Source organism: Pleomorphomonas sp. NRK KF1 (assembly GCF_023721755.1).
Taxonomy (GTDB): Bacteria; Pseudomonadota; Alphaproteobacteria; order Rhizobiales; family Pleomorphomonadaceae; genus Pleomorphomonas.
This window is the reverse complement of record NZ_JAMDLH010000002.1, coordinates 505,373-527,245: the sequence shown is the minus strand read 5'-3', so window position 1 is coordinate 527,245 and position 21,873 is coordinate 505,373. Positions and strand designations below refer to the sequence as shown.

Genomic DNA, 21,873 nt, shown 5'->3' with positions numbered 1-21,873 from the left:
TGAGGCATCACTGTGGCCTCAAGCGCAGAGACTCATACAGGAGTGCGCCCACCCCTGCAACGATCGCGCAATCGGCCAGATTGAAAACATACCAGGAAAACGAGCCATAGTGCAGATAGAGAAAGTCGACGACGCCGCCGAACACGATGCGGTCGACGAGATTGCCAAGCGCTCCGCCAATAATCAGCGCCAGCGCCAGACAGGCGATCAGGCGGTCGCGCGAGCGCCACAGCCAAACGGCAAGCAGCGCCGTCGCCAGCGCCGTAAGGCTTATCAGCAGCCAGCGTCCGAGGGCTTCGTGCTGTTGGAACAGGCCATAGGAAATGCCCATGTTCCAGGTCAGGACGAAGTCGAACACCGGCAGCACCGAAATGCGATCGCCTTCAGGAAGGCTGGTGTGATTGAGCACCCAGTACTTGCTCGCCTGATCGGCGGCGAGCGTCAGCAGGATGACGACGAACGCGGCAAGCCGCGTTCGCCTGATCTGAAGGGCGTTCGACCCCGTCGTCATGCCTCGGCCGCCAGCTCGCGGAGAGCTTGGGCGTCGCGGAGCGTCACGTCGGGATAGTCGGGATCGCTGCCCACTTCGGGAAGGATCTTCCACGAGCGAGCGCACTTGCGGCCCTCGGCGAGTTTCGGAACGACGGCGACCGGCGTGCCGTCTTCGAGGCGGAAGGCGCCTTCCGGCGCCGGAGTGTCGGTGACGGCGATCTGCGAGGTGATGCAGATCTCGGCAAAGTCGAGCTCGTCCAGCGCCGTGAGGAGATCCTTGTCTTCCACGTGGACCATCGGCGCCGCTTCGAGGGACGAGCCGATGCGTTTCTCCCGCCGCTCGATCTCAAGCGCGCCGGTGACGACGCGCCGCACTCTCTTCACCTTCTCCCACTTCTCGTCGAGCGCCGCGTCGGTCCACTCTCCCGGCACCGTCGGGAACAGTTCGAGGTGGACGGACGACGTGTCGCCCGGATGCCGCTCGAGCCAGGCTTCCTCGGCGGTGAACGGGATCAGCGGCGCCAGCCACTTGACGAGATGGTCGTAGAGCAGGGCCACCACGTGAAGCGCTGTGCGGCGCTTGAGGCTCGACTTGGGGTCGCAGTAGAGCGCGTCCTTGCGGACGTCGAAGTAGAAGGCGCTGAGCTCGATGTTCATGAAGTTGAGCACCGACGAGAACACGGCCTTGAAGTCGTATTCCCGATAGCCTTCCTCAACCTCCGCGCCCACCTCGGCCAGCTTGTGCAGCATCACCCTTTCGAGCTCCGGCAGATCGGCATAAGCCACGGCGACGCCGTCGTAGTGAGCCAGCGTTCCCAGCATCCAGCGCAAGGTATTGCGGATCTTGCGATAGGCGTCGGAGTTGGCGTCCAGGATCTTCTTGCCGATGCGCTGATCTTCCCAGTAGTCGGTCGAGGCGACCCAGAGACGCAGGATATCGGCGCCGGACTGCTTGATGACGTCCTGCGGCAGCACCTGGTTGCCGAGCGACTTCGACATCTTGCGGCCGTCCTCGGCCATGGTGAAGCCGTGCGTCACCACCGTCTTGTAGGGGGCGACGCCGTTGACGCCACAGGACTCCAGCAGCGAGGAGTGGAACCAGCCGCGATGCTGGTCCGACCCCTCGAGATAGACGTCGGCCGGCCACTTGAGGTCCGGGCGGCTCTTCAGCACGAACTCATGCGTCGAGCCGGAATCGAACCACACGTCGAGAATGTCGGTGACCTGCTCCCAGGGCTCCAAGTCGTCGACGAACCCCTTCAGGAAGCGCTCCTTGGCGCCTTCGGCAAACCATGCGTCGGCGCCCTCGACCTCGAACGCCGCGCGGATACGGGCCGCATAGGCTTCGTTGTGGGCGAACTCCGGTCCCGGGATCACCACGCCGGTGTCCACGTTGCGGAACACGGCGATCGGCACGCCCCACGCACGCTGGCGCGACAGCACCCAGTCCGGCCGGTTCTCGATCATGGAGCGCAGACGCGTCTGGCCGGCCGGCGGGTAGAAGGCGGTGTCGTCGATCGCCGCGAGCGCCCGGGCGCGCAGCGTCGTGGCGTTGCTTCCCGAGGCCCCGCCGCCGATGGGTCGGTCCATGTAGACGAACCACTGCGGCGTGTTGCGGAAGATCACCGGCTTCTTGGAGCGCCAGCTGTGCGGATAGGTGTGCTTCAGCCGTCCCCGCGCCACCATCATGCCGGCGGCTGCCAGCGCTTCTATGACGGCGCCGTTGGCGTCGCCCTTCTCGCCCTTGTCGGTGATGACGCGACGGCCGGTGAGGCCGGGCGCTGCGTCGGTCAGGAAGCCATCGTCGTCGACGGTGAAGGGGATCGCCGTGGAGATGCCGCGCTCGGTGAGCTCGCGACCATAGTCCATCCACACCTCAAAGTCCTCGCGGCCGTGGCCGGGGGCGGTGTGGACGAAGCCGGTGCCCGTATCGTCGGTGACATGGTCGCCGGCGAGCAGGGGCACGTCGAAGGTGTAGCCGCCGGACAGTCCGCGCAGCGGATGGGCGCAGGTGAGCTTGCCGAGCACGGCGGCGGACACCGACGCGAGCTTCGTGTAGGCCGTCACCTTGGCCTGCTTGAACACGGCTTCGGCCAGAGCGTCGGCGAGCACATACTTCTCGCCGGTCTTGGCCCAGTTGCCCTCCGGCGCTTCCGCCACCTCATAGAGGCCGTAGGCGATCTTCGGCGAGTAGCTGATGGCGCGGTTGCCGGGGATGGTCCAGGGCGTCGTGGTCCAGATGACGACGGCGGCGCCGTCGAGCTCGGGGGCACCTGCGACCACCGGGAACTTCACCCAGATGGTGTCGGACTGGTAGTCCTGATACTCGACCTCAGCCTCGGCCAACGCCGTCTTCTCGACCACCGACCACATCACCGGCTTGGAGCCGCGATAGAGCTGGCCGCTCGTTGCGAACTTAAGCAGCTCGGTGGCGATCACCGCTTCGGAAGCCAGCGCCATCGTCGTGTAGGGGTGGGCAAAATCGCCCTCGACCCCCAGCCGGCGGAACTCCTCGCTCTGGATCTTGACCCAGTTCTCGGCATAGGCCCGGCACTCGGCGCGGAAGTCGTTGATCGGCACCTCGTCCTTGTTCTTGCCCTTGGCGCGATACTCTTCCTCGACCTTCCACTCGATCGGCAGGCCGTGGCAGTCCCAGCCGGGGACGTAGTTGGAATCGTAGCCCATCATCTGCCGCGAACGGGTGATGATGTCCTTCAGGATCTTGTTGAGCGCGTGGCCGATGTGCAGATGGCCGTTCGCATAGGGAGGTCCGTCGTGAAGGACGAACTGCTCGCGACCCTTGGCTGTCTCGCGCAGCTTCTCGTAAAGCTTCATCTCGTCCCAGCGCGCGATCAGCTTCGGCTCCTTTTCAGGCAGCCCGGCGCGCATCGGAAAGTCCGTTGCGGGCAGATTGAGCGTTGACGAATAGTCGCGGGTCGGCGTCGCTTCGGACGTCGGGGCGGGCGTGTCGGTCATGGGGTGTCTCGTCGGTGCAGCTGGATTAAGGGCTGGCCGGCCCGCAAACGACGGCGATCGGCCAGGGTTCGGCTCCCGGTCCCTCGATTTCACCGCCTCAGCGGCGTGTCATCGGGGCCGGGCCGATAATTCGCTCTCTGATCCGGCACACTGAGGTGCCGAAGGCTCGGATCCACATGGGCTGTTCCGACAGAAAATGCTGAAAGACGGCGCAGCTCATGTTGCCATGGCCTACCGGGGTCGAAGCCGACCGGAGCGGCCGGCCCAAGCCCTTTGATTTCATCGAGAAGCTCTAGCGACAAAGCGCGACGAAATAAAGAGTTCGCCGGCAGATTTCTCTGGCCGGCGACCCATTCCTTCAGTCGATTGCCGCCGAAGCCGATCGTCAGGCGGCGGCAATGTTGGAGATGAAATGCCGTACCCGCTGGGAGAGGTTCTCCGCTTGCTGCGACAGGTCGCCGGATGAGGCGAGCACCTGCGTCGCCGCGCCGGAGGTTTCCTCCGCCGCCATCAGCACGTCTCCGATGCTGGCCGAGGTGCGTCCCGTCTCCGTCGCGACGTCGTTGATGCGGTTCGATATCTCGCGGGTTGTCGCCGCTTGCTCTTCTATGGCGGAGGCGATGGCGGCGCCGATCTCGTTGACCCTGTCGATGATCTCCGACACCCGTCGGATGGCCTCGACCGTGTTGCCGGTCGCAGCTTGAATGCGGTTGACCTGATCGCTGATCTGCGACGTGGCCTCGGAGGTCTGTCCGGCGAGGTTCTTCACCTCGGCGGCAACGATGGCGAAGCCGCGTCCCGCTTCGCCGGCGCGCGCCGCCTCGATAGTCGCGTTGAGAGCGAGCAGGTTGGTCTGCGAGGCGATGCTATCGATGAGCTGGATCACCTCGCCGATCTTCTCGGCGGTCGTGGCAAGGTCGCCGACGGTGGCAGCCGCCTCGCGCGCTTCTCCAACCGCCTGCGCCGATATCTGATGCGATTGGCTGATGCCACGGCCGATTTCGCCGATGGACGCCGAAAGCTCTTCCGACGCGGCAGCCACCGCCTGGACCTGCTCGGCGATCACCTCCGTCGCCTTGGCGACGCCGGTGGATTTGGTCGAGGTGCTGGTTGCGGTCTCCGTCAGGGTGCCTGCCGCCGCCTGCAACTCGTGCGCTGCAGAGGACACCGTGGCGACGATCTCGCCAACGTTGGCATCGAAGGCGGCCATCAGGGCCCGCATTTCCTCTGCGCGCTCGTGTCGCTGGCGGATTTCCGCTTCGGCCGCTTCGCGCCGGAGCCGCTCGGCATCGGCGAGCTTGCCGGCGAAGTCCGCGAGTGCGCGGGCCATGGAACCGATCTCGTTGCGGGCCTCGATGTCGGGCGAGCGAGCGTCGTAGTCGCCCCCGGAGAGGCGCCCCATCCAGCCCTCGATCCGCCCAAGAGACTTCGAAACGTAGCGCCAGACGACCAAGGCGAAACACACGGCGGTGAGCATCGCCAGGACAATCGTCAGGTAGGCCAGATGATTGGAGGTGTTGCGCGCCGCCTCGGCCGTGGCGTCAAGCTCGCTGCTGAGTTCGGCTGTTTCCTTGTCGATGGCGGCCACCAGCGGTTCGAGAGCCGCGTAGGCGTTGGAAACAATGGCTTGGTCGGCTTGCACCTTTTGCGCGGAATCCGACCATGCCTTGAAGGAGGCATTGTAGCCATTGGCGAGTTCGGCGAGCTGCGCCTTCCGCGTATCGTCAAGGGACGAGGCGGTTATCGCACCCGAGAACTCGGCCATCATGCGCGCATGCTTCTCAAGAGAGCCGTTATCCCGCCGCAGCATGAAGTCCTTCTCATGGCGACGCAGCATGAGCATGCGGATCGTCTGGTCCTTGTCATTCAGTTCGGCGAAAGCCTTTTCCAGGCTGTGCACCTTCTGACGCAGATCGCCCTCGAGTCCCTCATCGGGTTTGAGGCCCATCGCGCTGCGTGTCTCAGCCATCTTGGCGAAAGCGGCCTTGTAGGCGGCGAGCGGTTGTTCGATATCCGCGATTGCCGCAACGATGTGCGGATTGCCGAGGGGTTCCGCTTTGCCGCGCAGCCCGGCGAGCGCTCTCTCCGCTTCTTCAACCTGCGCCAGCGCTCGCTCGGCATAAGCCTTGTCCGACCGAAGCAGAAAATCCTTCTCAGTCCGTCGGATTTGCAGCATCACTTCCTGAAAGTGGGTCGCGTCCATGCCAACTTCGCGACCGATGCGGGCTAGACTTGTGGCGGTGTCTACCTTTTGGCCCATGTAGAACAGGTTTGCCGCGATCACCACAAAGCCAAGGCCGGCGATCATAACACTAAGCAGAATCTGATGTCCGATGCGGATTTTACCAAGCATGCTCGTAGCTCTTCCTGGAAGGTACAAGCATGTTGCCGCTAACTTCTTAAGAAAACGCGCGTTTCCGTCGTTAAAAGAGAGAAATTGTCCGCATGAATCAAGTGATAGACTGCGAGGGCAGGCTCAGGGAGTCCAATTGCGCCAGAGCACACGGTCGAGGGCGGTGAAGCCGTCGAATGCGGCCAGAAGCGCTCGGCCTTCCTCGGCATCCCTGTTCATTTGCTCGATCAAGGGAGCGACGCCATCGAACTTCAGCTCGGGCCGAAGGTAGGAGAGCGGCATGATCGTGATGGTCTTGCCATAAAGGTCGCCGGAGAAGTCGAACACGAAGGTCTCGAATACCGGGGCGCCATTGTCGAACGTCGGCCGGCGCCCCCAACTGGCCACGCCTGCATGACGAACGCCATCGATCTCGGCGAAGACGGCATAGACGCCCTCCGATAGCCGGACATGGCCGGGCAGCCGGATATTGGCGGTCGGAAAGCCGATGGTCCGCCCACGCTTGTCGCCGTCGATGACTTTCCCTTCAAAGAACCAGTGCCAGCCCAGCAGGCCGGCCGCTTCGGCCGGAACGCCCTCGGCGAGGCGGTCGCGCACCGAGCTGGAAGAAACGGTGTAGCCGTCTTCTGTCTCGAAGGACTCTATGATCTCCACGGAGAAGCCATGTCGCTCTCCGAGTTCGCGCAGCTTCTGTGGCGTGCCGTGCCGTCCTTGCCCGAAGTGGAAGTTCCAGCCGACCACGACATGACGAATGTCGAGCTCTTCAACCAGGACCTTCTTGACGAACTCCTCCGGGCTCTGCGCGGCGAAGGCGGACGAGAAGGGGATGGAGACGAGTCCGTCGAGCCCGATGGCTTCGACGAGGCGCGCCTTGATCGGCCCTGGCGTCAGACGAAACACCGGATGCTCCGGCCGGAAGACATCGCGCGGGTGCGGTTCGAAGGTCACGCCGACGGCCGGGATGCCCCGTTGCCGGGCCACCGCCCGGGCGGCCTCCAGAACGGCCTGATGCCCGCGGTGCACGCCATCGAAGTTGCCGATGGCGACTGCGCCCCCTCGGAGGGACGCGGAGAGGGAATGACGATCGACGAACTGGAAGGGGGGCATGGGTCTCTGGAATCTGCTGTCGCCGGGACGTCGTCCTGTCCGAACATCGGCTCGACGACGCGGCGTGACCGTGCCTTCTGCTCCAGACAAGGTCAAGCAGCTAAATGCCACGATGGCCTCGTCATGGCGGCGCCTTTGAGACGTCGGATGGCGAGGGGAATCTTCGGCATGGTTGGCAAAGCGTAAACCGATCGCGCCGAGATTTACGATAACTCGAACAAAAAACCGCCGAACAGCGCCACAAAAACGATTCAATTGAAAAATGAAAAGTAAATCAAGCGTCTCACTGATCAACCATGACCCAAATGGCCGGGGCTGCGAGAATTAACCGACTTTTCAGGTCCCCGTCGTATGGTTTCCTTCAAGCACGGGCCCCGTCAGGGACGTTCACCCGCCCGTGCATGTGAGCTCGTCATCGAGGCGCGGGTGGCGCCGCGGCAGTGTGGAGTAAACGATGGCACTTGACACATCGATTCCGGTTCTGGTGGTCGACGATTACAAGACCATGATCCGAATCATCAGGAACCTCCTGAAGCAGCTCGGTTTCGAGGACGTGGATGAGGCTGCGGACGGCACCGAAGCCCTCGGCAAGATGAAGGAACGTCGCTACGGCCTCGTGATCTCCGACTGGAACATGGAGCCCATGACCGGCTACGAACTTCTGAAGCAGGTCCGCTCGGACTCCTCGCTTTCGAAGACGCCGTTCATCATGGTGACGGCCGAATCCAAGACCGAGAACGTGATCGCCGCCAAGAAGGCCGGCGTGAACAACTACATCGTCAAGCCCTTCAATGCGCCGACGCTGAAGAGCAAGATCGAAGCCGTGTTCGGCGATTGACGCCGTGAACGGGCCGGGAATACGCGGAGCGGTGCTGACACCGCCAACCGCGAACCCGGGGAGGCGCGGCACTGCCGATGCATTCAACGCAGGATCAAGACGTCCGTACCGCCGTATCGTTCGGGCGGACGCCGTCGCGCACCTCAGAGAGAGAGCTATCGATGTCTGACATGTCTTCAGAGCACGTGGCCAAGATCATCGACTTCCTTCGCAATGGTCGCAAGGCGGAGGACGTGTCGCTTGAAGACGTCATGCGTCTTGCCGAGTTGATGGCCGAAAGCTTCCAGTCTTTCTTTAAGACGATGGACCTCGCCATCTATACCGAGCTCGGCGAAATGGCGCGCGAGATCGCCAACATGAAGGAAGAGCTCGCTCTGCTTCGCCTGAGCGACATGCGTGACGAGCATATTCCCACCGCCGGGCGCGAGCTCGACGCCATCGTCGAGGCGACCGAGGAAGCCACCAACACCATCATGTCGGCGGCCGAGGAAATCATGGCGGCCGACGCCGCCGACACCGATGCCTATCAGGCGCTTGTTGGCGAGAAGGTGATCGACATCTTCCAGGCCTGCTCGTTCCAGGACATCACCGGACAGCGCATATCGAAGGTCGTTTCCACACTGAACGCTCTGGACAAGCGCATCACCACACTGGTCGAGAAGCTGAAGATCCTGCGCATCACCGACGCGGCGGGCAACGAGACTGAAGCAGAAAAACGCGCCCGCGAGCTGATGCTGAACGGCCCGCAGTTCAAGGGCGAGGGCGTCAGCCAGGACGATATCGACGCTTTCTTCTGATCGTCTTTCAGGCAATCGCAATGACAAAGAGGCCCGGTCGGGCCTCTTCGCGTATCCGCCTACCAGGCAAGCCGCGGAATGGCGGCCCGGATGCCGAACCCTTCGGCCTCAAGCCGTTTGGCCAGCCGTACGGGATCGGGACTGAGAAGGTCGCCGAAGTCGGGGCCGTGGATGCCGGCCGTCACCATCAGCACGTCGATCCCCTGGCCCCAGGCGCCCTTGATATCGGTCGGCAGACCGTCGCCGATTGCAAGCACGCGACGCTTGTCCACCGGACGGCCCTCAGCCCTGTCGATGGCGGCGAGCGCCGCGTCATAGACCGGCTTGTAGGGCTTGCCGATGATGGTGGTGTCACCGCCGAGCTCGATGTAGAGCTGGGCAAGGGCCCCGGCGCAATAGACGAGGCGGTCGCCGCGCTCGACCACCACATCGGGATTGGCGCAATACATCTTGAGACCGCGCTCGGCGAAGCGGGAGAACATCGGCCGGTAGGTCTCGGCAGTCTCCGTCTCGTCGTCGAACAGGCCTGTAAGGGCCACGTACTCGGCCTCCTCCTCGCCGACCAGCTCGACGTCGAGCCCTTCGAAGAGCCCGAGGTTATGCTGCGGTCCGAGGTGGAACAGCCGCCGGCGCGGTTCGTTTTCGAACACCTTGCGGGCGACCGAACCGGACGTGACGATCTCGTCGTAGCTTTCGGGGCCGATGGCGTATTGTCGGCTGAGAAGGTCTTCAACAGCCTTGGCCGGACGCGGCGCGTTGGTGAGCAGCACGACGGCCTTGCCGAGCGCGCGAAAGCGGGTGAGCGCCTCGGCGGCGGCCGGGTAGGGCGAGATGCCGTTGTGAAGGACGCCCCAGACGTCGCAGATGACGCCGTCATAGGCCTCGGCGAGGGTCGAAAGCCCCGCGATCATGTCTATCTCTTGCATGCCATCCCGATAAGGGGCGGACATGACAAGGTCAAGGCAGTGCCGACGGACAGGATGGGAAGGGATAACATGCAGCTATCGGAGCTTGGCGAGCGTATCTGCATTCTCGGGCCTTCGAACAGCGGAAAGTCGACGCTGGCACTGGCGATCGGCCAGAAGCTCGGCCTTCCCGTCGTCCATCTCGATCGACTCTATCATTTGCCAGGAACCGACTGGGTACCGCGACCCAGAGAGGGCTTCACGGCGCTGCATGACGAGGCCATCGCCGGTGATCGTTGGGTCATGGATGGCAACTACTCGGCTTGCATGTCGCAGCGCTTTCGCCGGGCCACCGGCGTCATCTACCTGGATGCGTCGACGACGCTCAGCCTTTGCCGCTACCTCCGGCGGACTCTTTTGCAGTCCAACCGGATCGGTGGACTTGAGGGGGGCGCCGACAGCGTCAAGTGGGACATGATCCGCCACATCGTCGTGACGACACGCCGCAATCGCCAGCGCAACACCGACACCTACGAGGGGGTATCGCTGCCCAGGATCCGGCTATCCTCACCTGCTGCCATTAGGGAACGTTGCAAGGAATGGGGGTTGGATGGCCCCTGGTCCCGCTGATCAGGGACGCCGCCCCTTGAGCAGATCATGGACGAAGGCCGGCACGCATTCGCTCGCCTTGCCCTCGATCTCGATGTCGAAGAGACCATGCCCCCGGCGGGAAGCTTCGAGATTCAGCTCGACCGTCAATGCGCCGGCCTGCCTTGCCTCCCGCACGAAATCGGCCGCCGGGTACACCGTGCCCGACGTGCCTATGGACAAAAACAAGTCGGCTTCGCCGAGCGCCCGGTAGATCTCCGGCATGTGGTAGGGCATTTCGCCGAACCAGACGATATCCGGCCGGAGCGCGCCCTTCGTTCCGCAAAGCGGGCAGATCGAGGCGCTCGACATGTCGCCTTTCCAAGGGCCACGCTTTCCGCAAGCTTCGCAGAGAAAACCGTCCAGCGTGCCGTGCATGTGGAACAGGGCTTTGGAGCCGGCCTTCTCGTGCAGGCCGTCGATGTTCTGCGTCACCAGGAGAAACCGCCCTGGCCAGGCCTTCTCGAGTTCCGCCAGCGCGACATGCGCAGGATTGGGACGCGCGATGGCCGCTTCCCGACGTTGTTCGTTGTAGAAGTCGTGCACCAGCGGCGGGTTGCGGCGAAAGCCTTCTGGGGTGGCCACATCGTCGATGTCGTAACGGGCCCAGATTCCGCCAGCGTCGCGAAAGGTGTCGAGCCCCGACTCCTGGGAAATGCCGGCTCCCGTCAGCACGACGATCGACGTCGCCGCCGAAATCTCGATGTCTCTCATGATCGCCCTTCATCCATGCCGGCGACTATATAGACACGTGGATGAGCACTGGTGTTGACGATTTTGTGGCCGGAGGCGATCTCGCCTCGCAAAGTCGCTTCGGGTAAGCTTGTCATTCCGATCCCTCCCGGCGCAAGCGAATCCCCGACACCTCATGCCCGTCATCATCCAGCTCTCTCCCGTTACCATCAACCGCATCGCCGCCGGCGAGGTGGTGGAGCGGCCGGCGAGTGTGGTCAAGGAACTGGTCGAGAACGCCATCGATGCCGGTGCCGACCGCATCGAGGTGGTGACTTCGGGTGGAGGCAAGACGCTCATCCGCGTGACCGACAACGGCGTCGGCATGACGGCGGACGATTTGTCTCTGGCCGTGGAGCGGCACTGCACCTCCAAGCTCATCGAGGACGACCTTCTCGACATCCGCACGCTGGGCTTTCGCGGCGAGGCGCTGCCGTCGATCGGCTCGGTGGCCGATCTCCGGATCGAGACGCGTCACGCGTTCGAAGACAATGGTTGGGCAATCACGGTTGCGGGTGGCAGCCGGTCGGACATCATGCCCGTGGGGTTGAGCCAAGGGACGCGTATCGAGGTACGGAACCTGTTCTTTTCGACCCCGGCCCGCCTCAAGTTCCTCAAGAGCGAGCGTGCCGAGGCCGGCGCCATCACCGACGTCGTCAAGCGGCTGGCGCTGGCCCATCCCGAGATCCGCTTCTCGCTGTCGGGCTCCGATCGCTCGCCGCTCGACTATCCGGTGCTCTCGGAGGGCGACTTCAGGGGGCGGGCGCTGCAGGTGATGGGTGCCGATTTCGCCGAGAACTCGATCGAGATCGACGCCTTGCGCGAAGGTGTGCGGCTGACCGGTCTCGCCGGTCTCGGCACCTTGCAGAAGGCCAACGCCCAGAGCCAGTATCTGTTCGTCAACGGTCGGCCGGTGCGCGACAAGCTGCTGATCGGCGCCATCCGAGCGGGCTATGCCGACGTCATGGCCCGCGACCGTTTCCCGGCCGCCGTGCTGTTCGTCGATCTCGACCCGCACGAGGTGGACGTGAACGTTCATCCGACCAAGGCCGACGTCCGCTTCCGCGATCCGGGGCTGGTGCGCGGCCTTCTGGTCGGCGCGCTTCGCCGGGCGCACGCCGACGCCGGACATCGCGCCGCCTCGACCCATGGCGCTGCGACGCTCGACGTGCTTGGCGCCGCCGCCTCGCGGCCGATGCCGACGTCGTCGCCGACTTGGCGATCGGACTTCCAGAGCCGGCCGGTTTCCTTCGACTGGCGGACGGTGCCCGACCGACCGTTGCCCGCCGACGCGCCCGCGTTTCGCACCTTTGCCGAGGACGACGTGGCCTTCGATGCCGGCCCGCCGCAGGCGCGGTTCTCCGTGGTCGACGGTGCGGTGTCGGCCGATGCGCGCGCCGGTCTTGCCGAGGTTCCCGTGGAAAGCCTGTCGCGACCGCTCGGCGCGCCGCGCGCCCAGATCCACGAGACCTACATCGTTGCCCAGACCGAGACGGGTCTCGTCATCGTCGATCAGCACGCCGCCCACGAGCGCCTCGTCTACGAACGGCTGAAGAGGGAGATCGCCAAGGGCGTCGAGACGCAGATGCTGCTGATCCCGGAGATCGTCGACATGCCGGAAGAGGACGTCAATCGCCTCATCGAACGTGCCGAAGAGCTGGCCGAGCTCGGTCTCGTCGTCGAGGCCTTCGGGCCGGGCGCCATTGCCATCCGCGAGATCCCGGCGCTGCTCGGCCGCACCGACACGGCGGCGCTGCTGCGCGATATTGCCGATGACCTTGCCGAGTGGGATCAGGCCACGCGTCTCAAGGAAAAGCTCGACTCCATTGCTGCGACCATGGCCTGTCATGGCTCGGTCAGGGCAGGACGCCGCTTGCGGGTGGAAGAGATGGACGCGCTGCTGCGCGAGATGGAAGAGACGCCCAACTCCGGCCAGTGCAATCACGGCCGTCCCACCTTCGTCGAGCTCAAGCTCAGCGACATCGAGCGGCTGTTCGGCCGGCGGTGACCGTCAGCGCTCGCGAATGATCGCGTAGATGGCGGTGTCCCAGCGGGCGTTGCCTACTTTCACCGATGAGCGGCGAATGCCCTCGCGTACGAAGCCAAGGGACTCATAAAGCGCGATCGCCGAAGTGTTGAACGTGTAGACGTTGAGTTCCAGCCGGGGAAAGTCGCCGACCGCGTCGAGACGGGCGAAGACGTCCGCGAGAAACGGACGCGCCAGCCCCTGGCCTCGATGAGCCGGGGAGACGACGAAGCGAGCGAGGCGGGCAACGCCGTCCGTCCAGTCGAGCGCCACCTGGGCATGCGCCACTGTCTCACCTTCGATGAGACCGACGAACGCAAGGCGAAGCGGCGGGGAAGTCCGCGTCTCGGCGAGCATCGCCTCGATCTGATCGGTATCGAGCGGAAAGCTGAGGCCGCTGCCGCCCCACTGGGCCAGCGCTTCGGGTGTGGAAAACCAGGACGGCAACGAAGCAAGGCGCTCGATCGTGGCCGGAGCAATGCGAAGCTGCCCGGGCACGGGACTACTCGCCCTCGCCGAACCGGTCGTTGACCAGAGCCGCGATCGCCTCGATGGCGGCCTCCGCATCGGAGCCGGCGGCCTGGACCTCGATGGATGAGCCGATGCCGGCGGCCAGCATCATCAGCCCCATGATCGACGTTCCCGACACGCTCTGTCCGTCCTTCAGGACGAGAACCTCCGCCTCGAAGCGGTCGACGCACTGGACGAACTTCGCCGAGGCACGGGCGTGCAAGCCCTTCTTGTTCAGTATCTTCAGCTCGCGGACGATGGCGCCGTCGGCTCTGTCGTCTGTCATGATCCGGCGAGTACCTGGCTGGCAACGGAAATGTACTTGCGACCGGCGTCGCGGGCCTCGGTAACGGTCTCGGCGAGCGGCCGCTCCTTGCGCACCGTCGCGAGCTTGACCAGCATCGGCAGGTTGACGCCGGCAATGACCTCTACGTCGCCAATGTCCATGACGGAAATGGCGAGATTCGACGGCGTGCCGCCGAACATGTCGGTGAGCAGGATGACGCCCTTGCCGGAATTGACGCGGCCAACCGACGCGATGATGTCGCTCCGACGTTGTTCCATGTCGTCTTCAGGGCCGATGCAGATGGTCTCGAAATCGGCCTGGGGACCGACCACATGCTCGAGTGCCGACCGGAATTCATCTGCCAGGCGGCCATGCGTCACCAGAACCAACCCGATCATGCTGGGGTCCGATCCCTATAGATTACGAAGATCATGCGGCACGCCATGTTGGTTCGCTCCAAGCTGGAACGGGCCACATCTTCACCAGAGCGGGATTTCTTTCAAGAGGAAATCGGACTGGAAACCGGTTCGCTCCGCTCCGGAAAGGCGCGACAAGGGGTGCCAACTCAACAAAAGACACGGGGCGACAGCCCGAAAAACCCGGCCTTGGAGGGAGTTTAGGGGAAATGGCTATCTTCTGTCGGAATTGTGGCGGCGATCGTTAAATCTTGTTCATTTCCGCGAGCGCCGCGTCCAGAAGCGGCAGTGAAACAGCCGTTTGCCGGGTCGGAATCGCTTGGCGGGGCAGCTTCACCCCGTCGATTTCGGCTTCTTCCTCTGCGATTTCCGGCAGGCGGGCGACGGCCTCCGGGTCTACAAGGTCGGCGACGAGGCGGATCACCGCCGCCGGAACATGGTCCACCCGTTCCACCCCGCGACCGCGTCTCTCGGCAAGGCCGGAAATGGTCTCCGGGCAGCGGGCGACGATCCGGCCATTGACGCAGGACAGCGCCACGCGGTCATCGGCGACAAAGGCGGCATAGACGCCCTTCCGTCGGGCCTCTTCGACGAGCGCGAAGGCCAGCGAGGTCTTGCCTGCTCCCGAGGCCCCGCGGATCAGCAGTCCGGCTTCGCCGATGACGACGGCGGTGGCGTGAACGGTGGGCGGGGTCATGTGGCGAGATCGGCCGGCAACGACACGACGAAACGCGCGCCTGTGACACGATCGGGCGTGGCGGGGTCGTCCTTGCGGTTGATCGCCATGATGGTGCCGCGATGGGCCTCGACGATCTGCTTGGAGATCGACAGGCCGAGGCCGGAGTTGTTTCCGAAGCCTTCGCCCTCGGGGCGATCGGTGTAGAAGCGCTCGAAGACCCGCTCGAGCTTTTCGGCGCGGATGCCCGGCCCATGATCGTCGACGACGACCTCGATCATGCCGTCGTCGCGGCGGACCACTACCTCCACTTGCCCGCCCTCGGGAGAAAACGAACGGGCGTTGTCGATCAGGTTGTTGAACACCTGCCCGAGCCGGCTGTCGTGGCCGAGGACCGTCAGGGGCTTGTTGCCTTCGCCACGGTCGATCCGGAGATCGATGCCGACCTCTTGATGGCGCCCCGTCTCGCGCGCCAGCGAGACGACGCCCTCGACGAGCCGGCCGACGTCGAGTGGCGCCACGTCCTCGCGGGCGAGTTCGGCATCGAGGCGCGAGGCGTCGGAGATGTCGGTGATCAGCCGGTCGAGGCGGCGGACGTCGTGCTGGATGATCTCGAGCAGGCGCTCCCGGCTGGTATCGCTCCTGGCAAGCGGCAGGGTCTCTACTGCGGAGCGCAGCGAGGTCAGCGGATTCTTGAGTTCGTGGGCGACATCGGCGGCGAAGCTCTCGGTGGCGTCCATGCGGCTGTAGAGCGCGTTGGTCATATCGCGAAAGGCGCGGGCGAGATCGCCGATCTCGTCTTCGCGGTCGAAGGAGGGGATCTCCTCGCGCTGCTTGACGCCCCGCCGGATGCGATCGGCTGCGGCGGCAAGGCGGCGCAGCGGACGGGCAATGGTTCCGGCCAGCAGGAAGGACAGCGTTGTGGTAACCGCCGCCGCCACCAGAAAGACGCGGAAAATGCCCCAACGTTCGGCAGCGACGATGGCATCGATGTCGCCGCCCTCGGTGGACAGCAGCAAGGAACCGACGACCACGCCAACGCGCTGCACCGGTACTGCAACGGAGACGATCATCTCGCCCGCCTCGGTGACGCGGACCACCGTGCCGGGGGACCCGTTGAGAGCCCGCTCCACCTCGGGATAGCCGCGCCCGTTACCGCCACCGAGCTCTCGGTAGACTGGAAGATCGATCCGCCTCAGCCGGAAATTGATGGCGTTGATCGCCTGTTCGAAGAGAGACGGTTGCGGTGGCTTCGACGGCGGCAGGTTGAAGCGCAACACCTGACCACGCGAGTAGAGAAATCGAGAATCGAGGATCAGGATGCCGTCGCGATCATAAATGCGCGCGCGTGTCTTCGTCGGCGTTATCAACCGGCGCAAGAGTGGCGCCACCCGCTCGGGGTTGATCGGGAAGTCGAGGCTCTCCGGATCGGACGGCGTGGTTACCTCGCCGCCTGCCTGCATCTGCAGCAACCGCTCCGGGTCGATGGTGATGGTATTCGATATGGCCGAAGCCGACGCGGCGATGGCGCCGGCCATGATCTCGCCCTGCGTCAGCAGGCTCTCGACGCGTGCGTCGATCAGTCCGGCGCGAAACTGGTTGAGGTAGAGGATGCCCGAGACGAGCGCCACCAGCGCGGCGAGATTGAGGACAAGGATGCGACGGCTCAGGGAGGTTCCAATCGACGTCGCCGCGAAGCGCTTGACGCGGCGAGTAATGACCGGAGCCAACCGACGCATCGTCTGGATGCGTCCGCCATCGGCCCGATCAGCGTCCTGGCTTCCCCTCATCGACCTTGTATCCCGCTAGTGGTTCGACTCAGACATTTGCCTCCGCCAGATGCTGGCCGCGAGTGCAAATGTCAAATCGCTCCGCGAGAGCCCGCCTCACATCTCCTTGAAGCGGTAACCGACGCCGTAGAGGGTCTCGATCATCTCGAAGTCGTCGTCGATGGCCTTGAACTTCTTGCGCAGCCGCTTGATGTGGCTGTCGATAGTGCGATCGTCGACATAGACCTGATCGTCGTAGGCCGCGTCCATCAGCGCGTTGCGGCTCTTGACCACGCCGGGGCGCTGGGCGAGCGCGAACAGGATCAGGAACTCCGTGACCGTCAGCACCACGTTCTGGCCCTTCCAGGTGCAGGTATGCCGCTCCTGGTCCATGACGAGGTTGCCGCGTTCGATGTTGCGGTTGGCATCGGTCGGCTTCGGGGCGGCGGAGGTGTCGCGTGGAGCGACGCGGCGCAACACCGCCTTGACGCGCTCGACCAGAAGGCGCTGCGAGAACGGCTTGTGGATGAAGTCGTCGGCGCCCATTTTCAGACCGAACAGCTCGTCGATCTCGTCGTCCTTGGAAGTCAGGAAGATGACGGGCATGTCGGTCTTCTGGCGGAGACGACGCAGCAGCTCCATGCCGTCCATGCGCGGCATCTTGATGTCGAGAATGGCGAGATCGGGCTGAGCCTTGGTGAGGCCGTCGAGGGCGGAGGCTCCGTCGGTGTAGGTCTCCACCCGATAGCCCTCCGATTCGAGGGCGATCGAGACGGAGGTCAGGATGTTTCTGTCATCGTCCACGAGCGCGATGGTCGGCATGCCCCAGGTCCCCGTCAGTTCCGAGCTTCAGCTCTTCATGTCATGTTCGGTCGGTTTCGGTAGCCGGACCTTTGTAGCAGAGTTGAGCGGAATCTGGGCAACATTGTAGAAAGATCAAGAATTCATTCGCTTTTTCACCGCCAATCGGCGGGGCGAGAGTGATTTCCGATCGAAAGCGATGAAGCGCCGGCTATCTTTCCGAAAAGTTCGCTCCGCTTCGGTTGCAAACAGGACGTCTGCCGGGGAGCTGAAGGGAGATCTCAGATGGATGACAGCCGCTTCGATGCGAGGGATATGACACGTCGGATCGTGCGTTCGGCGGCGACGGCCTCGCTCGGTACGCTCACACCCGACGGCGGGCCATTCGTCACCTTCGTGACGGTGGCAACCGATTTCGACGGGTCACCGCTTCTTCTTCTCTCGAGCCTCGCCGCCCACGCACGCCACCTCGAACGCGACAACCGGGCTTCGTTGCTGATGCAGGTGCCGGCCGATGGCGACGAGGACCCGTTGGCAGGCGCCCGTGTTACCATCGTCGGTCGCCTGACGTGCATTGCGCGCGATCAGGACGACCATGATCGTCTCTTCTGGCGCTTCGTCGACCGCCATCCGGAGGCTGAGGGCTACGCCGAATTCACCGACTTCTCCATTTATCGCATGGCGATGGAGGGCATTCATCTGGTTGCCGGCTTCGGTCGGATCGCTCGACTCGGCGCTAGCGATTTTCTGGTGCCGCCGGCTCTGGCTGAGGCGTTCGCTGAGGCCGAAGCCGCGCTTTTGAAGAACTTCAGCAGCGCTGGAGCTCGGTTGGTGGCGGTTGACCCCGATGGCGCGGATCTCCTGGACGGCGGCGTGACACGGCTACACTTTTCGCGCCGCGCCGAGCATCCGGGAGAGGTGAGGGACCTTCTACTCGGCCCTGACTGATACCGTTTCCGTCGGGTTTCGACCTTTCGGGCGGAACCTGACAGAAGCGGAAGCGCCCGACTGGGCGCCGGCCGGTCAGGCCGAAACCCGCTTGAGCCGGATGAGTCCGGATCAAGCGGAACGCGTATGAGTGTTTGCTCAGCTCCGGCGGGCGAAGACCACCTGCGTTTCGCCATAGGTGCGCTGGTCGAGCCGCTCAAGGCCGTCGGGCAGCGTCACCTCGGCCTTGGCCGCCTCCTCGATGATAACGAGGGCGTCCTCCGCGAGCCAACCGCCTGCGAGCAGCGAGGCAATCGCCTTTTCGGCGAGTTCCTTGCCGTATGGCGGATCGAGGAAAACGAGGCCGTAGGGCTCGGCCGGGCCGATCGAGCCCATGGCGGTCGCGTCGCGGCGAAAGATGCGCGTCGTCCCCATCAGGCCGAGGGCTTCCTGATTGCGACGGATCAGGCCACGCGCCTCCGCCGCCTCTTCGACGAAAAGGCAGGTCTTCGCCCCACGGCTCATAGCCTCGAATCCGAGGGCGCCGGTGCCGGCGAAAACGTCCATGACGCGAGCATCCTCGAGAACGCCGTCATAGGCATGCTCGAGAATGTTGAAGACGCTCTCGCGCAAGCGGTCTGACGTGGGGCGGATGGCGAGGCTGCCGGACGCCGGGGTGGCCAGCGCCGCGCCGCGATGCTTACCGGCGACGATCCGCATCGCGTCCCCTCGGCTTGCCCGGCCCGCCGCGGCCGCCCTTTGATCCCTTGCCACCCGGCGCGCTCATCGGACTTCCGTCCTGAATGCGGCTGCCCTTCGGCGTGATGCCGCGCTGCGGTCGGTCGCCGCGAACGCGCGCCGGCTCGTCGCCGTGGGCGCGCGGTTTGCGATCGACCTCGAAGCTCTTGCCCGACTTGTAGGCGCGCGGTGCGTCCTCGGCCTCGGCGCGGCGGCTCAGCCGGCCGTCGCGGCGCCCGTCTTTCGCCTCGCTCTTGAGCGTCAGGGTGGCGCGCTGCGGCCTTTCCGCCTTGGCGACACGAACCGGCGGCTTGCCTGTGCCTGTCTTGCTGCTGTTCCGCCCGGTCGACTGCCGGCCTTGCGCGGCATCGAGATCGGCTTCGTGGCGTTTGCGGTTTGCCGCCGCCGACACGCCTTTCGGTCGAGACTGTGCTCGATCCCTGGCAACAGGCTGCTTGTCTTTCGAAGCGGGCGTCGTCTTGCCTGCCTTGGCCAGCACCGACTGGATCGGTGCTCGATCTTCCTCGCGCGGATCGAAATCGGCCCCCGCCTCGCCGGCCAGCCGGTCGCCGAGCTGGGCACGCAGAACGCGGCGCGGTACCTCCTCGACGGCGCCGTCGGCCAATTCGCCCAACTGGAACGGACCGAAGGAGACGCGGATCAGTCGGTTCACGTCGAGGCCGAGATGGGCGAGAATGGTTTTCACCTCGCGGTTCTTGCCCTCGCGCAGTCCTACCGTCAGCCAGACGTTGTCGCCCTGGCGACGGTCGATTGTTGCCTCCACCGAGCCGTAGAGAATGCCGTCGATGGCGATGCCGTCCTTCAGCGCATCGAGCCGGGCCTGATCGATGTCGCCATGGGCACGCACGCGATAGCGGCGAAGCCAGCCGGTGGCCGGAAGCTCCAGCACGCGGGCGAGACCGCCGTCGTTGGTCAGCAACAGCAGCCCCTCGGTGTTGATGTCGAGGCGACCGATGGTCATGACGCGCGGCAGGTCCTCGGGCAGGATCGAGAATACCGTTGGCCGTCCTTCGGGGTCGTAGGTGGTCGTAACGGTGCCGCGCGGCTTGTGAAACAGCCAGAGGCGGGTTCTCTCCCGCTCGGGCAGCGGCTGGCCGTCGACCTCGACCTTGTCGTCGGGCTTGACAGTGATTGCCGGCGTGTCGAGCACGCGGCCGTTGAGCTTGACGCGACCGTCGGCGATCCACGTTTCGGCCTCGCGCCGCGAGCATAGACCGGCGCGCGCGATCACCTTGGCGATGCGGTCGGCGCCGTCGTCGGCCTTGGCCGGAGATTTCTTCGCCTTGGGGGCGGGGGAGGGAGTCTTGATCATGCCGACGCTCTTAGCAGGAAAAGCAGGCGACGTGCAGCCGGTCTGTTGATCGGTGGGCGTGCTCGCGCCGAGCCTATGTTCGTCTGGCGATCGCCGGGTTATACCGCGTGTCGCCAGTATAGAGGAAAAGCATGCCCGGCTTCATGGACATGGCGATCGAAGAGGCGCGCTTGGCGGCTGCCCGAGGTGAGGTACCCGTCGGCGCGGTGATCGTGCGCGACGGTGCCGTTCTGGCCGCCGCCGGCAACCGGACTCTTGAGCTTGCCGACCCCACCGCTCACGCTGAAATTCTGGCGATCCGCGCCGCCGCCGCCAGGATCGGTTCGGAGCGGCTGATCGGCTGCGATCTCTATGTCAGCCTCGAGCCCTGCGCCATGTGCGCCGGAGCCATATCCTTTGCACGCCTGCGGCGTCTCTACTACGCGGCGGCCGACGAGAAGGGCGGCGCGGTGGAACACAACGTTCGCTTCTTCGCTTCGCCCGGCTGTCATCATGCGCCGGAGGTCTATTCGGGCATCGGTGAAAGCGAGGCCGGACGGCTCCTCAAGGACTTCTTCGCGGGCAAGCGATAATCACGCCGCGGCGTCTAGACGGCGCCCGATGGCCGCCTTGACCTCCTCGCGGACGCAGGCGGTGGCGGCGAGAATGTCCTTGGCCTTGGTGAAGTCTAGCACGCCGATACCGTCGATCGGCGGACGGATCAGCACATCCGGCTGGCGCGACTTGAGCTTCTCGGAGATGAGGGACTGCATCAGGATCTGGCTTGAGCCGAACAGCGCTTCGCGGGCGCCGGGCGGACGCCCCTTGTCGGACCGCACGGGCATGCCCACCACGTCGACCGCGACGATCATCCCGACGTCCTCCGGCAGCTTGTCGAAAGGCAGCGGATTGACCACGCCACCGTCGATCAAGGTCAGGCCGCCGATCTCCACCGGCCGGAACAGGGCGGGCAGGGCGATCGAGGCAGCGACGGCGCGCCGCAACGAGCCCGCGCCGATCTCCACTTCGGCGGCCCCGTAATAGTCGGCGGCGACGGCCGAGAAGGGGATGGGAAGATCGTCAAAGTCGTCGGGAACTCGCTCGGGCAGGAACTCGCGGATTGCCGCTTCCGGGTCGAATAGCGGCAAGCCTCCGACGACTTCGGCGAGGCTGCGCGGGCGAAGCTTCCATATCTTGCCCCAGAGGTCCGCTGGTCGGCCAAGCGCGGCGAGTACCTCGTCCTCGATCTCTGCGCCCGATAGCCCAGCTGCTGCGGGGGCGCCGATCAGCGCCCCGATCGAACAGCCGACGATGGCCGACGGACGAATGCCGAGATCGTCGAGAGCTGCGAGTACATGCACGTGGGCGAGACCACGCGCACCGCCACCGCCAAGCGCCAGCCCAAGGGAAGGAACGGTTTGCTGGGGGGCGGCATCGGTCATGATTGCTATCTCCGTCATCGGATGGGCATGCCGGATCGATATGGCGTCTTCACGACGCCTTGGCGAGACCGGCGGTCAAAAAACGATCTTTCACTGCCGCCGGCGCGCTTGCGGCCGAGTTG

At 64.6% G+C, this 21,873-nt stretch carries 21 protein-coding genes; 6 read left to right on the top strand and 15 right to left on the bottom strand.

Features of this window, described 5'->3' with window-relative positions:
* Positions 1 to 7 precede the first annotated feature (7 nt).
* The 4 genes from lspA to M4J39_RS07760 form a co-directional block, all read right to left on the bottom strand.
* A complete protein-coding gene (gene lspA, locus M4J39_RS07775) occupies positions 8 to 511 on the bottom strand; it encodes a signal peptidase II (RefSeq protein WP_251727244.1) in 504 nt (167 codons plus the stop codon).
* The gene (gene ileS / locus M4J39_RS07770) at positions 508 to 3,468 is read right to left on the bottom strand and encodes an isoleucine--tRNA ligase (RefSeq protein ID WP_251727243.1); all 2,961 of its coding nucleotides are present in this window, start codon (positions 3,466 to 3,468) and stop codon (positions 508 to 510) included. Before ileS ends, lspA begins: the two co-directional genes overlap by 4 nt.
* 385 nt (positions 3,469 to 3,853) lie before the next feature.
* Positions 3,854 to 5,821, bottom strand: a complete 1,968-nt coding sequence (locus M4J39_RS07765) for a methyl-accepting chemotaxis protein (RefSeq protein ID WP_251727242.1) — start codon at positions 5,819 to 5,821, stop codon at positions 3,854 to 3,856.
* 123 nt (positions 5,822 to 5,944) lie between these two features.
* Entirely contained in the window at positions 5,945 to 7,222 is a 1,278-nt protein-coding gene (locus tag M4J39_RS07760; RefSeq protein ID WP_371875418.1) for a bifunctional riboflavin kinase/FAD synthetase, read from the bottom strand.
* Between the two features lie 160 nt (positions 7,223 to 7,382).
* Here M4J39_RS07760 and M4J39_RS07755 point away from each other — a divergent pair, with 160 nt between their 5' ends.
* Positions 7,383 to 7,766 (top strand): response regulator, encoded by a 384-nt coding sequence (locus M4J39_RS07755; RefSeq protein ID WP_026782148.1) that lies wholly within the window; start codon positions 7,383 to 7,385, stop codon positions 7,764 to 7,766.
* A gap of 161 nt (positions 7,767 to 7,927) precedes the next feature.
* Positions 7,928 to 8,563, top strand: coding sequence for a protein phosphatase CheZ (locus M4J39_RS07750; protein ID WP_251727241.1), 636 nt, complete (start codon positions 7,928 to 7,930; stop codon positions 8,561 to 8,563).
* Between the two features lie 59 nt (positions 8,564 to 8,622).
* On the opposite strand, the gene M4J39_RS07745 is transcribed toward M4J39_RS07750, so the two are convergent.
* Positions 8,623 to 9,474, bottom strand: a complete 852-nt coding sequence (locus M4J39_RS07745; RefSeq protein WP_251727240.1) for a TIGR01459 family HAD-type hydrolase — start codon at positions 9,472 to 9,474, stop codon at positions 8,623 to 8,625.
* A gap of 84 nt (positions 9,475 to 9,558) precedes the next feature.
* On the opposite strand from M4J39_RS07745, the gene M4J39_RS07740 reads away from it, so the two are divergent.
* On the top strand, positions 9,559 to 10,098 hold the full coding sequence (locus tag M4J39_RS07740) for an AAA family ATPase (protein ID WP_251727239.1): 540 nt from the start codon (positions 9,559 to 9,561) through the stop codon (positions 10,096 to 10,098).
* On the opposite strand, the gene M4J39_RS07735 is transcribed toward M4J39_RS07740, so the two are convergent.
* On the bottom strand, positions 10,099 to 10,830 hold the full coding sequence (locus M4J39_RS07735; RefSeq protein ID WP_251727238.1) for an NAD-dependent deacylase: 732 nt from the start codon (positions 10,828 to 10,830) through the stop codon (positions 10,099 to 10,101).
* A gap of 154 nt (positions 10,831 to 10,984) precedes the next feature.
* Here M4J39_RS07735 and mutL point away from each other — a divergent pair, with 154 nt between their 5' ends.
* Positions 10,985 to 12,856, top strand: a complete 1,872-nt coding sequence (gene mutL, locus M4J39_RS07730) for a DNA mismatch repair endonuclease MutL (RefSeq protein WP_251727237.1) — start codon at positions 10,985 to 10,987, stop codon at positions 12,854 to 12,856.
* Between the two features lie 3 nt (positions 12,857 to 12,859).
* On the opposite strand, the gene M4J39_RS07725 is transcribed toward mutL, so the two are convergent.
* The 6 genes from M4J39_RS07725 to M4J39_RS07700 all read right to left on the bottom strand — a co-directional run bounded on the left by M4J39_RS07725 (position 12,860) and on the right by M4J39_RS07700 (position 17,353).
* Positions 12,860 to 13,372: a GNAT family N-acetyltransferase gene (locus M4J39_RS07725; RefSeq protein WP_251727236.1), complete on the bottom strand. Its 513-nt coding sequence runs from the start codon at positions 13,370 to 13,372 to the stop codon at positions 12,860 to 12,862.
* 4 nt (positions 13,373 to 13,376) lie between these two features.
* Positions 13,377 to 13,670 (bottom strand): HPr family phosphocarrier protein, encoded by a 294-nt coding sequence (locus M4J39_RS07720; protein WP_251727235.1) that lies wholly within the window; start codon positions 13,668 to 13,670, stop codon positions 13,377 to 13,379.
* The gene (locus M4J39_RS07715; protein ID WP_026790909.1) at positions 13,667 to 14,068 is read right to left on the bottom strand and encodes a PTS sugar transporter subunit IIA; all 402 of its coding nucleotides are present in this window, start codon (positions 14,066 to 14,068) and stop codon (positions 13,667 to 13,669) included. Before M4J39_RS07715 ends, M4J39_RS07720 begins: the two co-directional genes overlap by 4 nt.
* A gap of 262 nt (positions 14,069 to 14,330) precedes the next feature.
* The gene (locus M4J39_RS07710; protein ID WP_251727234.1) at positions 14,331 to 14,783 is read right to left on the bottom strand and encodes an HPr kinase/phosphorylase; all 453 of its coding nucleotides are present in this window, start codon (positions 14,781 to 14,783) and stop codon (positions 14,331 to 14,333) included.
* Positions 14,780 to 16,552, bottom strand: a complete 1,773-nt coding sequence (locus M4J39_RS07705) for a stimulus-sensing domain-containing protein (RefSeq protein WP_371875416.1) — start codon at positions 16,550 to 16,552, stop codon at positions 14,780 to 14,782. The genes M4J39_RS07710 and M4J39_RS07705 overlap by 4 nt, the downstream gene beginning before the upstream one ends.
* A gap of 96 nt (positions 16,553 to 16,648) precedes the next feature.
* Complete coding sequence (locus M4J39_RS07700) at positions 16,649 to 17,353, bottom strand: response regulator transcription factor (protein WP_251727233.1); 705 nt, start codon at positions 17,351 to 17,353, stop codon at positions 16,649 to 16,651.
* Between the two features lie 264 nt (positions 17,354 to 17,617).
* Between M4J39_RS07700 and M4J39_RS07695 the strand changes: the two genes are divergently transcribed.
* Positions 17,618 to 18,280 carry a HugZ family protein gene (locus M4J39_RS07695; protein ID WP_251727232.1) on the top strand — a complete coding sequence of 221 codons (663 nt, stop codon included), beginning with the start codon at positions 17,618 to 17,620 and terminating at the stop codon, positions 18,278 to 18,280.
* A 138-nt stretch (positions 18,281 to 18,418) separates the two neighbouring features.
* Here M4J39_RS07695 and rsmD read toward each other — a convergent pair whose 3' ends face one another.
* Both rsmD and M4J39_RS07685 read right to left on the bottom strand, forming a co-directional pair.
* Positions 18,419 to 18,979, bottom strand: coding sequence for a 16S rRNA (guanine(966)-N(2))-methyltransferase RsmD (rsmD, locus tag M4J39_RS07690; RefSeq protein WP_251727231.1), 561 nt, complete (start codon positions 18,977 to 18,979; stop codon positions 18,419 to 18,421).
* Complete coding sequence (locus M4J39_RS07685; protein ID WP_251727230.1) at positions 18,960 to 20,330, bottom strand: pseudouridine synthase; 1,371 nt, start codon at positions 20,328 to 20,330, stop codon at positions 18,960 to 18,962. The genes rsmD and M4J39_RS07685 overlap by 20 nt, the downstream gene beginning before the upstream one ends.
* Positions 20,331 to 20,461: 131 nt before the next feature.
* On the opposite strand from M4J39_RS07685, the gene M4J39_RS07680 reads away from it, so the two are divergent.
* Positions 20,462 to 20,902: a nucleoside deaminase gene (locus M4J39_RS07680; RefSeq protein WP_251727229.1), complete on the top strand. Its 441-nt coding sequence runs from the start codon at positions 20,462 to 20,464 to the stop codon at positions 20,900 to 20,902.
* Here M4J39_RS07680 and M4J39_RS07675 read toward each other — a convergent pair whose 3' ends face one another.
* Positions 20,903 to 21,751 (bottom strand): patatin-like phospholipase family protein, encoded by an 849-nt coding sequence (locus M4J39_RS07675; protein WP_251727228.1) that lies wholly within the window; start codon positions 21,749 to 21,751, stop codon positions 20,903 to 20,905.
* Positions 21,752 to 21,873: the final 122 nt, after the last annotated feature.

Excerpts from the sequence above, each read along its gene's own strand:
- lspA (WP_251727244.1), bottom strand. The coding sequence starts at position 511 with ATGACGACGGGGTCGAACGCCCTTCAGATCAGGCGAACGCGGCTTGCC.
- ileS (WP_251727243.1), bottom strand. The coding sequence starts at position 3,468 with ATGACCGACACGCCCGCCCCGACGTCCGAAGCGACGCCGACCCGCGAC.
- M4J39_RS07765 (WP_251727242.1), bottom strand. The coding sequence starts at position 5,821 with ATGCTTGGTAAAATCCGCATCGGACATCAGATTCTGCTTAGTGTTATG.
- M4J39_RS07755 (WP_026782148.1), top strand. The coding sequence starts at position 7,383 with ATGGCACTTGACACATCGATTCCGGTTCTGGTGGTCGACGATTACAAG.
- M4J39_RS07750 (WP_251727241.1), top strand. The coding sequence starts at position 7,928 with ATGTCTGACATGTCTTCAGAGCACGTGGCCAAGATCATCGACTTCCTT.
- M4J39_RS07745 (WP_251727240.1), bottom strand. The coding sequence starts at position 9,474 with ATGATCGCGGGGCTTTCGACCCTCGCCGAGGCCTATGACGGCGTCATC.
- M4J39_RS07740 (WP_251727239.1), top strand. The coding sequence starts at position 9,559 with ATGCAGCTATCGGAGCTTGGCGAGCGTATCTGCATTCTCGGGCCTTCG.
- M4J39_RS07735 (WP_251727238.1), bottom strand. The coding sequence starts at position 10,830 with ATGAGAGACATCGAGATTTCGGCGGCGACGTCGATCGTCGTGCTGACG.
- mutL (WP_251727237.1), top strand. The coding sequence starts at position 10,985 with ATGCCCGTCATCATCCAGCTCTCTCCCGTTACCATCAACCGCATCGCC.
- M4J39_RS07720 (WP_251727235.1), bottom strand. The coding sequence starts at position 13,670 with ATGACAGACGACAGAGCCGACGGCGCCATCGTCCGCGAGCTGAAGATA.
- M4J39_RS07715 (WP_026790909.1), bottom strand. The coding sequence starts at position 14,068 with ATGATCGGGTTGGTTCTGGTGACGCATGGCCGCCTGGCAGATGAATTC.
- M4J39_RS07710 (WP_251727234.1), bottom strand. The coding sequence starts at position 14,783 with ATGACCCCGCCCACCGTTCACGCCACCGCCGTCGTCATCGGCGAAGCC.
- M4J39_RS07705 (WP_371875416.1), bottom strand. The coding sequence starts at position 16,552 with ATGAGGGGAAGCCAGGACGCTGATCGGGCCGATGGCGGACGCATCCAG.
- M4J39_RS07700 (WP_251727233.1), bottom strand. The coding sequence starts at position 17,353 with ATGCCGACCATCGCGCTCGTGGACGATGACAGAAACATCCTGACCTCC.
- M4J39_RS07695 (WP_251727232.1), top strand. The coding sequence starts at position 17,618 with ATGGATGACAGCCGCTTCGATGCGAGGGATATGACACGTCGGATCGTG.
- rsmD (WP_251727231.1), bottom strand. The coding sequence starts at position 18,979 with ATGCGGATCGTCGCCGGTAAGCATCGCGGCGCGGCGCTGGCCACCCCG.
- M4J39_RS07685 (WP_251727230.1), bottom strand. The coding sequence starts at position 20,330 with ATGATCAAGACTCCCTCCCCCGCCCCCAAGGCGAAGAAATCTCCGGCC.
- M4J39_RS07680 (WP_251727229.1), top strand. The coding sequence starts at position 20,462 with ATGCCCGGCTTCATGGACATGGCGATCGAAGAGGCGCGCTTGGCGGCT.
- M4J39_RS07675 (WP_251727228.1), bottom strand. The coding sequence starts at position 21,751 with ATGACCGATGCCGCCCCCCAGCAAACCGTTCCTTCCCTTGGGCTGGCG.